We start from the raw sequence: 13978 nt of genomic DNA, 5'->3' as shown, positions 1-13978 counted from the left end.
GCGCGCAGGGGAGAGGAGCTCAGGAGGATGGGACATCGCATCCTCGCCGTCGACGACGACCGCGACCTGCTGGAGATGATCGAGATCATCCTCTCCGGGCACGACTGGACGGTCACCACCGCCCAGGACGGGCCGAGCGCCGTCACCGCGTTCGAGGCCACGGCCCCCGATCTCGTGCTGCTCGACGTGATGCTGCCCGGTTTCGACGGCGTCGAGGTCGCCCGGCGCATCCGCGCCCGCTCCGAGGTGCCGATCGTGATGCTCACCGCCCGCTCCGACACCACGGACGTCGTGGCCGGGCTGGCGGCCGGCGCGGATGACTACATCGCCAAGCCGTTCGCCCCGCAGGAGCTCGTCGCTCGGGTCGAGGCACGGCTGCGCCGGCTGCCGCCCGCGGTGGCCGCGGTGCGGCGGCTCGGCGATCTGGAGATCGACACGGCGGCGCACACCGTCACCAAGGGCGGCCGACCCGTGTCGCTCACCCCGATCGAGTTCGACCTGCTGGCGACCCTCAGCGCCGACCCCGGCGTCGTGTTCACCCGCGACGAGCTGCTCGAGCGGGTGTGGGGGTACCACTACAAGGCCGACACCCGGCTCGTGAACGTGCACGTGCAGCGGCTGCGCGCGAAGATCGAGGACGACCCCGAGCATCCCCGGCTCGTGCGCACCGTGCGCGGCGTGGGCTACACGGCGGGCGAGCGGTGAGGCGGCTGCCGCGGGTGCCGGCGCTCGACGGGGTGATGCGCTGGCTGCGCCGTTCCCTCGTCGCGCGCGCGATGGTGCTCTCCCTCGTGCTGAGCACGGTCACGAGCGTGATCGTCTTCGGACTCGTCTCGCTGCGCATCTCGTCGGAGCTGTTCCGCTCGCGGTCGGACACCGTCGTCGGCCTGAGCAGCACCGCGATCGAGCAGATCCGGTCGATGGGGCTCGCGTCGACCGCCCCGGACGAGCAGGGGCTGCAGACGCTCAAGGCGTCGATGCTGCGCAGTGCCGAGTCGCTCTCCGGCTCCCAGCAGGTCGCCCTGCTGCACACGGAGGGCGAGAACGCGGTGATCAGCAGCCCCGACCTGATCAGCGCGTCGCTCGACGTGCAGAGCATCCCGCAGCAGCTGCGCGACCAGGTGGCCGCCGCGCCCGAGGCGGTCTTCTGGCAGTCGGTGCGCGGCGGGGATGGTCAGCCGGCCGTGATCGTGGGCGGCGTGTTCACGATGCCGCTCTCCGGCCAGCAGGAGATCTACATCGAGCACACGCTCGCCCCCGAGCAGCACACCCTCGAGTTCGTCCAGTGGATGCTCGCACTCGCCGCCGGCCTGCTCGTGCTCTCCAGCGTGGGCATCACCGTCCTCTCCGCCACGGCGATTCTGCGGCCGATCCGGCGCACCGTCGCCGTGTCGACCCGGCTGGCCGAGGGAGATCTCGGCCAGCGGCTGCCGACGACCGGCGCGGACGAGGCGGTGCGGCTCGGCCGCTCGTTCAACCGGATGGCGGACTCCCTGGAGCGGCAGATCACGGAGCTGCGTCGGCTGTCGACGCTGCAGCGCCGGTTCGTCTCCGACGTCTCCCACGAGCTGCGCACCCCGATCACCACGATCCGGCTGGCGGCCGAGGTCGTCAACGGGCAGCGCGACGAGCTCGCGGAGCCGGGGCGACGCTCCGCCGAGATCCTGCTCGGCCAGGTCGAGCGCTTCGAGCGGCTGCTGGCCGACCTGCTCGAGACGAGTCGCATCGACGCCGGCGCGGTGACCCTCTCGCTGACGTGTGTGGATCTCGTCGCCCTGGTGCGGCAGGTCGCGCTCGACTGCGAGCCGATCGCCCGCGAGCGCCGGGCCCCGATCACGGTGACCGCCGACCCCGCGGTCATCGACGTGCAGGTCGACACCGGCCGGATCACCCGTGCGGTGCGCAACCTGCTCTCCAATGCGCTGGAGCATGGGGCGGGGCATCCGATCGCGGTGCGTGTCGACACGGTCGCGGCCGGGGACGTCGGGGCGCGACCGGCTGGGGAGCTCCTCGCGCCGGCCGCGGCGGACCCCGGGGGCGCGGCGGCGGACGTGTCGGCCGAGCCCGGGGGTGACGCCGGGGGAGGCGGGCGGCTGGCCCGCATCCGGGTGACCGACGCCGGTCCCGGCATCGCCCCGGAGGATCTGGGCCACGTGTTCGACCGCTTCTGGCGTGCGGACGCTTCCCGCCAGCGCACACTCGGCGGCACCGGGCTCGGCCTGTCGATCACGCGCGAGGACGTGCGGCTGCACGGTGGGACGGTGATCGCGGCCTCGCGGCAGGGGCACGGCGCGACGTTCACGATCCTGCTGCCGCTCGACGCCGCCGGCGCGGCGGCAGATCCGCTGGCCGAGCCGATCGAGGGGAGACGACGATGACCGGGATCGCGAGGTCGACGCGTCATGCGCTCGCCCTGGTCGCCCTGCTCGCGACCGCGGCGTTGGCGCTCGCCGGCTGCCTGCGCCTGCCCGAGTCCGGCGAGACGCATCGTGTGGACACGACGCAGGGGGACGACACGGGCGGCTACGTCGTCAACGCGTCGGGCCCCGCGGACGGGGCGAGCCCGGCCGACATTGTCAACGGGTTCCTGCTGGCCTCGGCGGACACGCGTGGCTCCCACGAGGTGGCCCGGGAGTACCTCACCGAGTCGTTCGCCCCCGAGTGGCAGCCGGATGCGGGCGTGCAGATCCTCACCGGTCTGCCCGGCGTCGACGTGACCGACCCCGGCGCGGTGACGGCCTCGGGGGAGGGGGACGGCACGGTCGACGCCGCGGGCGTCTACCATGACGGGTCCGGCCCGGTGCGGCAGGAGTATCGCCTGGTGCAGGAGGACGGCCAGTGGCGGATCGCCCGGGCGCCGGACGGCGTGACGATCACCCGGTCGAGCTTCGAGCTCACCTTCAGGGCGATCCGGCTGGCCTATCTCTCCCCGGATGGGGAGACGCTCGTGCCGGACGTGCGCTGGTTCCAGTCGGGCGACCAGATGGCCACACGGGTGGCGCGCGCGTTCCTCGCCGGGGCTGTCGACCCTGTTCGCTCCGGGACGCGCCCGCTGCCCACGGCCGACCTGCATCTGACCGTGGACTCGGTCGCCATCAGCGGTGGCACGGCGACCGTGTCGCTCACCGGCGACTACCCCTCGCTGTCTGATGACGGCCAGCGTGACTTCAAGACGCTGCTCGAGCGCTCCCTCGACCAGATCGACGGCGTCGGGCGGATCGAGGTGACGGTCAACAGCCTGCGGCTGGACGCGTCCACACGGTCGACCGAGGAGCTCGACTTCCCGTCGGTCTCGGACGGGCGGATGGCGGTCGTCGACGATGACGGGGCCCGGATCGTCGACGAGCAGAGCTGGATGGACCGCAGCGGCGACAGCGGGCTGACCGACGCGCTGCGGACGCTGCAGGGCCGGCAGGTCGGGTCGATCGCGGTCGTCTCCGGGCGTCTCGCCGCCGGCACCGGGGACGGGCTGCTCGTCGCCGGCGGGTCAGGGGCGGCCCACCTGCTGGCCGGCCGGCTCCAGGGGCCGGTGACGCTCGATCGCACCGGGCGGGCCTGGGGGATCGTCGACGGGGCGCTGACCTGGCTGGCGGGCGACGGGTCGCACGCGACGCTCGCGCTGTCGGCCGGCGTGCTCGCCGCCGCGGTGTCGGTCGACGGCGCCCGGGTGGCCTGGGCCCAGCCGGATGGCACCGGGGCGACGCTGCACGCGGCGGGGATCGTGCGCGCCGCGGACGGCACACCGCAGGGCCTCGGCGCGACGACGGATCTGGGCCGGATCGACGGGACGCTCACCGGGCTCGCCTGGCAGGGGGACGACCAGGTCGCGGCTGCCTCGGACGCCGACGGCGGCACGGTGGTCATCCCCGCGCTGAGCGGACGCGCCCAGCGCACGACCGGCGGGGGCGTCGTCACCGACCTCGTCGGCGACCCCGCCGGCGGGGCGCTGCGCGGCGTCGTCGGCGGTCGGGTGCTGCAGCTCGGCAGTGGTCAGTGGGGTGACACCGGGCGTGCCGCGTCGGCACTGGCCTGGGTGTGGAGCTGATCCCTCCACGGTCGGGCGCCGGCCTCGTGGAGGCCGAGGGGCCGGCGCGAGACTGAGGGCATGTCCAGAACCCGCGTCCCGGCCGTTCTCGCCCGCATCGTGCGCACGGCGCTGTTGCCGGGGGCCTGTCTCGCCTGTGGCACGGCGAGCGTCGCGTCGCTGTGCCCGGGGTGCCTCGGCGCCTTCGGCGCCGACCCCCGTCGGGTCGAGCTCGCCGGGCTGTCCGGCTGGGCCGGCTGGGATGACACCGGAGTGCTGCGCCGCACCGTCGCGGCGGTGAAGGACGACGCGCGCACCGTGCTGCTGCCGCTGCTGCGCGTGCACGGCCATCGCCTGCTGCGGCTCGCCCGCCGCGGCGTCGGCGACGCGACCCCGGTCGCCGTGCCCTCGGCGCCGGGGGCTCGACGACGACGCGGGCTGTCCGTGGCCGCGGAGGCGTTCGGCCCCGGCGTGCAGGAGCGCGCGCTATGGCGGGTGCGCGCCGTGGCCGACCAGCGCGGTCTCGGTCGGGGTGCGCGAGCCCGGAACCTCGTCGACGGACTCGCGGCGTCACCGGGGGTGGCCGGCAGGCGCATTCTCGTCGTCGACGACGTCGCCACCACCGGGGCGAGCCTCGCGGCGGCCGTCGCGGCGCTGCGTCGGGCGGGCGGGCGCCCCGTGGGCGTGGTCGTGCTCGCCGCCGTGCCCCGCGAGCGCTGAGCGGCCCCGCCGGCCGGGCTCGCCTGGGCGCTCGTCGCCTTCCGCGGGGACGGTCACGGCGTCGGAATCTCCCCCGCCGGGCTCCGGGGCGTCGGGCACTGCCGGGGCGGGGGGCGCGTGCCGGGAATCGGCCGACGCATCCCGCCGCGGGCGGGATAGAATGGCCCAGTCTGCCCGCGCGGGGTGCAGGCCGTCCCGCGCAGGCCGTCCTGCGGGGAGCCGAGACCGAGAGAGAGTGGAACACGTGGCTGGAATCGTCGAGAAGATCCTGCGCATGGGCGAGGGGCGCGTCCTGAAACGGCTGAAGCGGATCGCGGCCCAGGTGGGGGCGCTGGAGGACGACTACCGGGCGCTCAGCGATGAGGAGCTCCACGAGGAGACTGCGCGGCTGCGCGAGCGCCTCGAGGGCGGCGAGACCCTCGACGATCTGCTGCCGGAGGCCTTCGCCGCCGTGCGCGAGGCGGCCGACCGCACGCTCGGCATGCGGCACTTCGACGTGCAGATCATGGGCGGTGCGGCGCTGCACCAGGGGAACATCGCCGAGATGAAGACCGGTGAGGGCAAGACCCTCGTGGCCACGCTTCCGGCGTACCTGAACGCGCTGGACGGCAAGGGCGTCCACATCGTCACCGTCAACGACTTCCTCGCGAAGTACCAGAGCGATCTGATGGGTCGCGTCTTCCGCGCGCTGGGCATGACGACCGGCTGCATCCTCACCGGGCAGACCCCCGCGGAGCGGCGCGCCCAGTACGCCTGCGACATCACGTACGGCACGAACAACGAGTTCGGCTTCGACTACCTGCGCGACAACATGGCCTGGCAGAAGACCGACCTGGTGCAGCGTGAGCGCCACTACGCGATCGTCGACGAGGTCGACTCGATCCTCATCGACGAGGCGCGCACGCCGCTGATCATCTCCGGCCCCGGCGACGGCGAGGCGAACCGGTGGTTCACCGAGTTCGCGAAGATCGCCCGCCGGCTCACCCCCGAGGTCGACTTCGAGGTCGATGAGAAGAAGCGGACGATCGGCGTGCTCGAGCCGGGCATCGCGAAGGTCGAGGACTACCTCGGCATCGACAACCTCTACGAGTCGGCGAACACCCCGCTCATCTCGTTCCTGAACAACGCGATCAAGGCGCGGGCCCTGTTCAAACGTGACAAGGACTACGTCGTGCTCGACGGCGAGGTGCTCATCGTCGACGAGCACACCGGGCGCATCATGCCCGGCCGGCGGTACAACGAGGGCATCCATCAGGCGATCGAGGCGAAGGAGGGCGTGCAGGTGCGCGCCGAGAACCAGACCCTCGCCACGATCACCCTGCAGAACTACTTCCGTGGCTATGACAAGCTCGCCGGCATGACGGGCACGGCCATGACCGAGGCGGCCGAGTTCTCCAGCACGTACGAGCTCGGTGTGGTGCCGATCCCGACGAACAAGCCGATGATCCGTGACGACCGGCCCGACCTCATCTTCCGCACGCAGAAGGCGAAGTTCGAGGCTGTCGCCGACGACATCGTCGCCCGGCACGAGAAGGGCCAGCCGGTGCTCGTCGGCACCACGAGCGTCGAGAAGAGCGAGTACCTCTCCCGGCTGCTGGCGCGGCGCGGGCTCGAGCACGAGGTGCTCAACGCGAAGAACCATTCGCGCGAGGCTGCGATCGTCGCCCAGGCCGGTCGCCTCGGCGCCGTCACCGTCGCCACGAACATGGCCGGCCGCGGCACCGACATCATGCTCGGCGGCAACGCCGAGTTCCTCGCAGTCCAGGCACTCGCCGAGCGGGGGCTGTCGCCCCAGGAGACACCGGAGGAGTACGAGCAGGCCTGGGACGAGGCCTACGCGAAGGTGAAGGAGCGCGTCGCCGAGGAGGCCGAGCAGGTCGCCGAGGCCGGCGGACTGTACGTGCTCGGCACCGAGCGGCACGAGTCCCGGCGCATCGACAACCAGCTGCGCGGCCGCTCCGGCCGTCAGGGCGACCCCGGCGAGTCGCGCTTCTACCTGTCGCTCGAGGACGACCTGATGCGGCTGTTCAACTCCTCGGCGGCCGAGGCGCTCATGGCGCGCACGTCGCCCGAGGACGACACCCCGATCGAGTCGCGCATGGTCTCCCGCGCCGTGGAGAGTGCGCAGAGCCAGGTCGAGGCGCGCAACACCGAGATCCGCAAGAACGTGCTCAAGTACGACGACGTGATGAACCGCCAGCGCGAGGCGATCTACGCTGACCGTCGCCGCATCCTCGAGGGCGCGGACCTCGCCGAGCAGGTCCAGGGGTTCCTCACCGACACGGTCGAGGCCGTCGTCGACAGCCACATCACCGCGGGCTCCGCCGCCCAGTGGGATCTCGACGGACTGTGGCGCGATCTGCAGAGCCTGTACCCGGTGGGCGTTACGGTCGACGAGATCGTCGACGAGGCCGGTGGCGACATCGGCCGGGTCGGCGAGCGGATGCTCAAGGAGCAGCTCGTCTCCGACGCCCGCCTCGCCTACGCCCGCCGCGAGGAGGAGGTCGGCGAGGAGGCGATGCGCGAGCTCGAGCGTCGCGTCGTCCTCTCCGTGCTCGACCGCCGCTGGCGCGACCACCTCTACGAGATGGACTACCTCAAGGAGGGCATCGGGCTGCGCTCGATGGCCCAGCGCGACCCGCTCGTCGAGTACCAGCGCGAGGGTTTCGCGATGTTCACGCAGATGATGGGCGCCATCAAGGAGGAGGCGATCGGGCTCCTCTTCCACCTCGAGGTGCAGGTGCGACACGAAGACGTCGATGGTGACGGCGTGCCCGACGTGCAGGTCGCGGCGAAGGGACTGGAGCGCGCGAGCAGCGAGGCGGACTACCGCTACACGGCCGCCTCCGACCCGAACGGCGTCGCCGAGGACGGCGAGCAGGGCACGCCCGAGGAGAAGGGCAACCGGGCGCAGCGTCGCGCGGCGAAGCGCCGCCGGCGCTGAGCGGTCGCGCTCACAGCAGGGCCAGGTCGCTGATGATCCACCGGTCGCGGTGGGGGTGCACGACCACGGAGGCCACGCGCGTGCGGTGCGCGCCGGTGGCGTAGACGATCACGCAGTCGATGCGGGAGCGATCGTGCGTGGGCACTGCCATCGTCCGCACCACCCGCACATCGGGGCGGCGCGGGCGCATGTGGTGCAGCCGCCGGTGCCGGCTGGCCAGCTCTGCCCACACCCGGATCTTCAGCAGCGCGTCCTCCGTGAACCAGCGGGCGAGCTGCTGCACCGGGCGCACCCCGGCGTCCACCTCGTGCACGGCTTGGAAGAGCCGCAGCAGCTGCCGCACGAACCGCTCCTCGTCCTCGGGACGTCGCCAGCGGGGGTGCTCGCGTTGATGGTGGGGCATGGGGTCTCCCTCCTCGCGTCGATGCGGGGTCCGTCCCGTCATGAAACGCTGTGTGCATGCTATGCGGGGCGACGCCGCGGAGCGCGCGGCCGCTGTGGAGAACCCTGTGGACAGCTGACGGCGGCCGGTGGGGACGGGACGGCTCGGGGCGCGTCGGCCCTCGTGGGCCGCGCTGTCGGCCGGGCGCCGGGCGGCGTGCAGCCGGACGCGTAGACTTGCCGGGTGTCGACCCTCTCGGAATTCGCGGAGCAGAACCCCGGGCTGCTGCCCGAGGACCTCGACTGGCTGCACTCGCTGATCGGCGACTGGCAGATGATCGCCGACATGGCGCTGGCCGATCTGATCCTCTGGCTGCCCACGGCCGATGGCCGGTATGCCGCCGTCGCGCATGCCCGGCCGAGCGGGTCGCCGACCGCGTTCGCGCACGACGTGATCGGCATGCGCGCCCCCGACGCCTGGGCCGCGATCATTGACGAGACGTACGTGCAGGGGGTCGGGCACATCTCGAAGAACCCGGACTGGACCCAGCACTCGCCCACCCGGCTGCGCGCGGTGCCCGTTCGTCGGGGCATCCGCCGCGAGGGCGACAGCGTCGAGACCACGGCGCCGATCGCGGTGGTGACCCGGCACACGAACGTGGCCGAGGCGCGCACCCCGAGCCGGCAGGATCTCGTGTTCCTCGGCTGCGCGAGCGACCTGCTCGACATGATCGCGGCGGGTGACTTCCCCGATCTCTCGGCCCCGACGGGGCCGCGTCGGGCCGCGCCGCGGGTGAGCGACGGGCTCATCCGGCTCGACCGCACCGGCGAGGTGCTCTTCGCGAGCCCCAACGCCCTCTCGGCGTACAACCGGCTCGGCTTCGAGGGTGAGTTGGAGGGCGGCGACCTCACCGCGATCACGGCGGGGCTCGTCTCCGGGCGCAGCGTCGCCGACGAGAGTCTGCCCGTCGTCACGAGTGGGAAGGCCTCCTGGCGCACCGACGTCGAGGGTGGTGGCGCCACGATCACGCTGCGGGCGATCCCGCTGCGTCGCGCCCACCGGCGCATCGGCGCGATCATCCTCTGCCGCGACGTCACCGAGGTGCGTCGACAGGAGCAGGAGTTGCTCACCAAAGACGCCACGATCCGCGAGATCCACCACCGGGTGAAGAACAACCTGCAGACCGTCTCGTCGCTGCTGCGCATCCAGGCCCGGCGCACGCAGACCGAGGAGGCCCGGTCGGCGCTGCTGAAGGCCATGCGCCGGGTCGAGGCGATCGCCGTCGTGCACGACACGCTCTCGGAGGGGCTGTCGCAGTCGGTCGACTTCGACGAGGTGTTCGAGCGGGTGCTCCGGCTCATCACCGAGGTCGCGTCCGTCGACAACGGCCGCGTGTACCCGACGTTCTCCGGCAGCTTCGGCGTGGTGCCCTCGCGGTCGGCCACGCCGCTCGCGCTCGCGCTGACCGAGCTGGTCACCAACGCCGTCGAGCACGGGCTCTCCGGCGCCGACGGGCAGGTGTGGGTCACCGCCGAGCGCGATGAGCACGAGCTGCGCGTCGTGGTGGGGGATGACGGCGGCGGCCTGCCCGAGGGGCGGGTCGGCGCCGGGCTGGGCACGCAGATCGTCCGCACCCTCATCGAGGGCGAGCTGAAGGGCACGATCGACTGGCACACGCTCACCGGCTCGGGCACGGAAGTCACGATCACCATCCCGGTCAGCGCGCTGGGCGCCGTCGGCTGACGACACGCCGACTTGCCGGATGTCGACAGGTGCGCTATCGTTGTCTCTTGGTTCCGATGAGGCGGCAGGTTCGCCCGCATCGTGATCATGCGCCTCTAGCTCAATTGGCAGAGCAGCTGACTCTTAATCAGCGGGTTGTGGGTTCAAGTCCCACGGGGCGCACGCTGAGGTCCGGGATTCCGGGCCTTTTCGTCTCTTCAGGGATCTCCAGGCGGTCAGATTCGGTCGTGACCGCCAAGAACGCATCCAGAAGCCCCTGATGGGCCTCCGTCGGTCCTCCCCGTGGTGCGTCCCCGCACCGCGGCGCCCGGTCCGGCGACCGCTGGCACGCGTCCGGACGGGCCCTACCGCAGCTCCTCGGCCCCGGTGCGCAGCCGGTAGTAGGCGCCGAGGGCGGCCATCAGCTCGTCGTGGCTGCCGCGCTCGATGATGCGCCCGTGCTCGAGCACCATGATCACGTCGGCATCGCGCACGGTCGACAGCCGGTGCGCGATCACGAACACGGTGCGCGCGCATCAGGGCGTCCATGCCCTGCTGCACGAGCAGCTCGGTGCGGGTGTCGACGCTCGAGGTCGCCTCGTCGAGGATCATCACCGGCGGGTCGGCGATGGCCGCGCGGGCGATCGCGAGCAGCTGCCGCTGCCCCTGCGAGAGGTTGTCGGTGCTGCCCGAGATCTCGGTGTCCCAGCCGTGCGGCAGGGTGCGGATGAACACGTCGGCCCAGGCCAGCCGCGCGGCGGCGCGCACCTCGGCGTCGGTGGCGTGGGGGCGGCCGAAGCGGATGTTCTCGGCGACCGTCCCGGTGAACAGTGCGGTGTCCTGCAGCACCATGCCGAAGCAGCGGCGCAGGTCGTCCCGGCGCATCCGCGCCAGGTCGATGCCGTCGAGGCGGATCGTGCCGGCGTCCGGGTCGTAGAACCGGGTGAGCAGGTTGGTGATCGTCGTCTTGCCGGCGCCGGTCGACCCCACGAACGCGATCGTCTGGCCGGGCTCGGCGTGCAGGTTGATGTCGTGCAGCACCGGGTGGCCTGGGGTGTAGCCGAAGGTGACGTGGTCGAGACGCACGTCACCGGTCAGCGGGATGCGCGTGCCGTCGGCCAGTTGCCAGGTCCAGCGTCGGGCGACCCGCCTCGTGTCTGTGCCATCCGTGTCTGTGCCGCCCACGTCCAAGCCGCCCGCATCCGCGCCATCCGGGCCGGCCGCATCCGTCACCTCGACCAGGCGGACGTCGCCGTCATCGGGCTCGACCGGCTCGTCGAGAAGGGCGAAGATGCGCTCCGCGCCGGCCAGCGCCATCACCACCGCGTTGAACTGCTGGGAGATCTGCGCGAGTGGCATGGTGAACGAGCGGGTCAGCTGCAGGAAGGCGGCGATCACGCCGACGGTGAGTCCCTGCGCGCCCCCGAGCGCGAGCATCCCGCCACCGACGGCGACGACCACGTAGAGCAGGTTGCCGATGCCGCCCGCCGTCGGCATGAGCACGTTGGCGAAGGCGTTGGCGCGGTCGGAGTCGCGGTACCAGCGCTCGTCGAGCTCGTCGAACCGGCGCTGGCTGGCCTGCTCGTGGTTGAAGACCTTGACGACGCGCTGGCCGTTGACGGTCTCCTCGGCGAACCCGTTCAGGGCCCCGATGGAGGTCTGCTGGCGGCGGAACCCCTCGCCGCTGCGCCGCAGCAGCAGGCGGGTGGCGATGACGAGCACCGCGGCGCCGACGAGCACGAACAGGGAGAGCCGCCAGCTGAGCACGACCATGGTGACGAACACGGTGACGACCGTCGCCGCCGACGAGATGAGCTGTGGGGCGGCCTGGGCGACCATCTGGCGCAGGGTGTCGGTGTCATTGGTGAACCGGCTCATCACGTCGCCGTGGCTCGTGGTGTCGAAGAAGCGCAGCGGCAGGCGCTGCAGGTGAGAGAACATGCGGTCGCGCACGTCTCGCAGCAGCCGCTGGGCGATCGCCACGACGAGCCAGTTGTACAGCAGCGTGGCGCCCACGCCGACGGCGTAGAGCACGGCCATGCCGGTGAGCGCTCGGGCCAGGGGCGCGAACGAGGGGTCGGCCCGGTCGAGCAGGGGCGTGATGAAGTCGTCGATGAGGGCCTGGGTGAACACCGCGCCCGCGACGCCCGCGGCCGCGCTGACGAGGATGGCCGCGAGCACGACGGGGCCGCGCCAGCCGCCGGCCGAGAGGATGAGGCGCAGCAGCCGGTGCACCGTGCCCGGGGCCGGGCGGGTGAGCGGTCCGCCTCGTCCGCCCCGCCCGCCGCGGGGTCCGCGCATCATGCCGCTCATGCCGGCACCTGCGCGGCCTGGGAGTCGTGCAGCTCGCGGTATTCGGGGCAGTGTGCCAGCAGTTGCGCGTGCGTGCCGCAGGCGATCACGCGGCCCCGGTCGAGCATCACGATCTGGTCGGCCTGCTGCACCGAGCTGACGCGCTGGGCGATGACGATCTTGGTGGTGCCGGGCAGCGCGTGGCGCAGGCCGGCGCGGATGCGGGCCTCGGTGGCGGTGTCGACCGCGCTGGTGGAGTCGTCGAGGATCAGGATGCGCGGGGTCTTCAGCAGCGCCCGTGCGATGCACAGCCGCTGACGCTGCCCGCCCGAGAAGTTCGCGCCGCCCTGTTCGACCCGGGCGTCGAGGCCGTCGGGCAGCGCGTCGACGAACTCGGCGGTCTGGGCGGTCTCGAGCGCGCGGGTGAGCGCGGCGTCGTCGGCGTCGGGCGCGCCCCAGCGCAGGTTCGAGGCGATCGTGCCCGCGAAGAGCACGTTCTTCTGCAGCACGATGGCCACCGCGTCACGCAGGGCGGTGAGCGAGTACTCGCGCACGTCGTGGCCGCCGACGAGCACCTGGCCGGCGGTGGCGTCGTACAGACGGGGGATCAGCTGCACGAGTGACGACTTGCCCGAGCCGGTGCCGCCGAGGATGCCGACGGTCTGCCCCGAGGGGATCTCGAGGTTCACGTCGACGAGCACGGGCTCGTCGCCGTCGGAGTCGTAGGCGAAGCCGACGTGGCGGAGGGTGACCGAGCCGTCGGCCACGACGTCCACCGCCTCGGGCGGGCTGACCAGGCTGGGCCGCTCGGCGAGGATCGCGCCGATGCGCTCGGCTGACGCCCAGGAGATGGTGGCGAGCACGAGCACCATCGTGAGCATCATGAGGCTCATCAGGATCTGCATGGCGTACGAGATGATGCTCACCAGCTCGCCGGTGGTGAGCGCCCCGCCCACGATCTGGTGCGCGCCGATCCAGGCGATCAGCAGCAGGCACAGGTAGATCGCGAACTGCATGGTCGGCATGTTGAACGCGAGGATGCGCTCGGCGGTGGTGAAGTCACGCTGGATGGCGGCCGACGAGGCGGTGAAGCGGGCCTCCTGCTCGGGGCCGCGCACGAACGCCTTGACGGCGCGGATGCCGCGGATGTTCTCCTGCACGGTCGTGTTGAGCCGGTCGTAGGTGCGGAACACACGGGTGAACACGGGATGGGCCCGGGTCGCGATGAGCGCCAGCGCGCCGCCCAGCAGGGGGACCACGAGCAGGAACACCCCGGCCAGCCCCGGGTCGACGGCGAAGGCCATGACGAGGGCGAAGACGAGCGTGGCGGGCGCGCGCACGGCGATGCGGACGCCCATCATGAACGCGGTCTGCACGTTGGTGACGTCGGTGGTCAGCCGGGTGATGATGCTGCCCTCGGAGAAGTCGTCGAGCTTCGCGAACGAGAAGCGCTGCACCGCGGCGAACTCGTCGGAGCGCAGGTTTCGGGCCAGTCCGGCGCCGGCGCGGGCGGCGAACCGGGCGGCGAGCACGCCGCAGGCGAGTGCGACGACAGCGAGCAGGGCGAGCACCGCGCCCAGGCGCACCACATGCGTCCGGTCCCCGGCCTGGATGCCGTCGTCGATGAGCGAGGCCATCAGGAAGGGGATGGCGATCTCGGCCGCGACCTCGCCGACGGTGCAGACGACGGCGGCGGCCGTGGGTGCGCGGAATCCACGCAGCGCGGGGGTGAGTCGGGCGAGCGTGGCGCGGACGGGAGTCGGGGGCATCAGCGGCCAGTCTATGGCCTCCGAGGGGCGGCGGGGCCCCTCGCCGACCTCTTGCGTCGATGACCCCGCTGTGAAAAGATGCAGATGCTCCACGGGCGGAAGCGTTCCCGTCGCGGACTCATCTC

9 protein-coding genes, 1 tRNA gene and 1 pseudogene are annotated in these 13978 nt (G+C 72.3%); 7 read left to right on the top strand and 4 right to left on the bottom strand.

Translation table 11 applies throughout. The features are described from left to right. Positions 1–27 precede the first annotated feature (27 nt). The 5 genes from mtrA to secA all read left to right on the top strand — a co-directional run bounded on the left by mtrA (position 28) and on the right by secA (position 7688). The gene (gene mtrA / locus F8O02_RS06230) at positions 28–705 is read left to right on the top strand and encodes an MtrAB system response regulator MtrA (protein ID WP_158036389.1); all 678 of its coding nucleotides are present in this window, start codon (positions 28–30) and stop codon (positions 703–705) included. Beyond that, complete coding sequence (locus F8O02_RS06225) at positions 702–2378, top strand: ATP-binding protein (RefSeq protein ID WP_158036388.1); 1677 nt, start codon at positions 702–704, stop codon at positions 2376–2378. Before mtrA ends, F8O02_RS06225 begins: the two co-directional genes overlap by 4 nt. Continuing rightward, on the top strand, positions 2375–4045 hold the full coding sequence (locus tag F8O02_RS06220; protein WP_158036387.1) for a GerMN domain-containing protein: 1671 nt from the start codon (positions 2375–2377) through the stop codon (positions 4043–4045). The genes F8O02_RS06225 and F8O02_RS06220 overlap by 4 nt, the downstream gene beginning before the upstream one ends. Before the next feature lie 60 nt (positions 4046–4105). Next, complete coding sequence (locus tag F8O02_RS06215) at positions 4106–4744, top strand: ComF family protein (protein WP_158036386.1); 639 nt, start codon at positions 4106–4108, stop codon at positions 4742–4744. 244 nt (positions 4745–4988) lie between these two features. Further along, positions 4989–7688 (top strand): preprotein translocase subunit SecA, encoded by a 2700-nt coding sequence (gene secA / locus F8O02_RS06210; RefSeq protein ID WP_158036385.1) that lies wholly within the window; start codon positions 4989–4991, stop codon positions 7686–7688. A gap of 10 nt (positions 7689–7698) precedes the next feature. Here the strand turns inward: secA and F8O02_RS06205 are convergent, their stop codons facing one another. Continuing rightward, positions 7699–8091: an Rv3235 family protein gene (locus tag F8O02_RS06205; protein WP_158036384.1), complete on the bottom strand. Its 393-nt coding sequence runs from the start codon at positions 8089–8091 to the stop codon at positions 7699–7701. A gap of 222 nt (positions 8092–8313) precedes the next feature. Between F8O02_RS06205 and F8O02_RS06200 the strand changes: the two genes are divergently transcribed. Together F8O02_RS06200 and F8O02_RS06195 are read left to right on the top strand one after the other, a co-directional pair. Continuing rightward, positions 8314–9813, top strand: coding sequence for a sensor histidine kinase (locus F8O02_RS06200; protein WP_158036383.1), 1500 nt, complete (start codon positions 8314–8316; stop codon positions 9811–9813). 89 nt (positions 9814–9902) lie between these two features. Continuing rightward, positions 9903–9975: transfer RNA gene (locus F8O02_RS06195), tRNA-Lys, on the top strand. Positions 9976–10157: 182 nt separating this feature from the next. Here the strand turns inward: F8O02_RS06195 and F8O02_RS09210 are convergent. The 3 genes and pseudogenes from F8O02_RS09210 to F8O02_RS06185 form a co-directional block, all read right to left on the bottom strand. Further along, a complete protein-coding gene (locus F8O02_RS09210; RefSeq protein ID WP_225734147.1) occupies positions 10158–10316 on the bottom strand; it encodes a hypothetical protein in 159 nt (52 codons plus the stop codon). Between the two features lie 124 nt (positions 10317–10440). Then, a pseudogene (locus F8O02_RS09380) lies at positions 10441–12093 on the bottom strand (ABC transporter ATP-binding protein); the annotation flags it as partial. 8 nt (positions 12094–12101) lie between these two features. Then, positions 12102–13853, bottom strand: coding sequence for an ABC transporter ATP-binding protein (locus F8O02_RS06185; protein WP_158036382.1), 1752 nt, complete (start codon positions 13851–13853; stop codon positions 12102–12104). Positions 13854–13978 lie beyond the last annotated feature (125 nt).

Origin of the sequence: Pseudoclavibacter caeni (genome assembly GCF_008831125.1) — a bacterium.
GTDB lineage: Bacteria > Actinomycetota > Actinomycetes > Actinomycetales > Microbacteriaceae > Pseudoclavibacter_A > Pseudoclavibacter_A caeni.
Note: the sequence above shows the minus strand (reverse complement) of the source record. Positions and strands in the feature narration are given on the sequence as shown.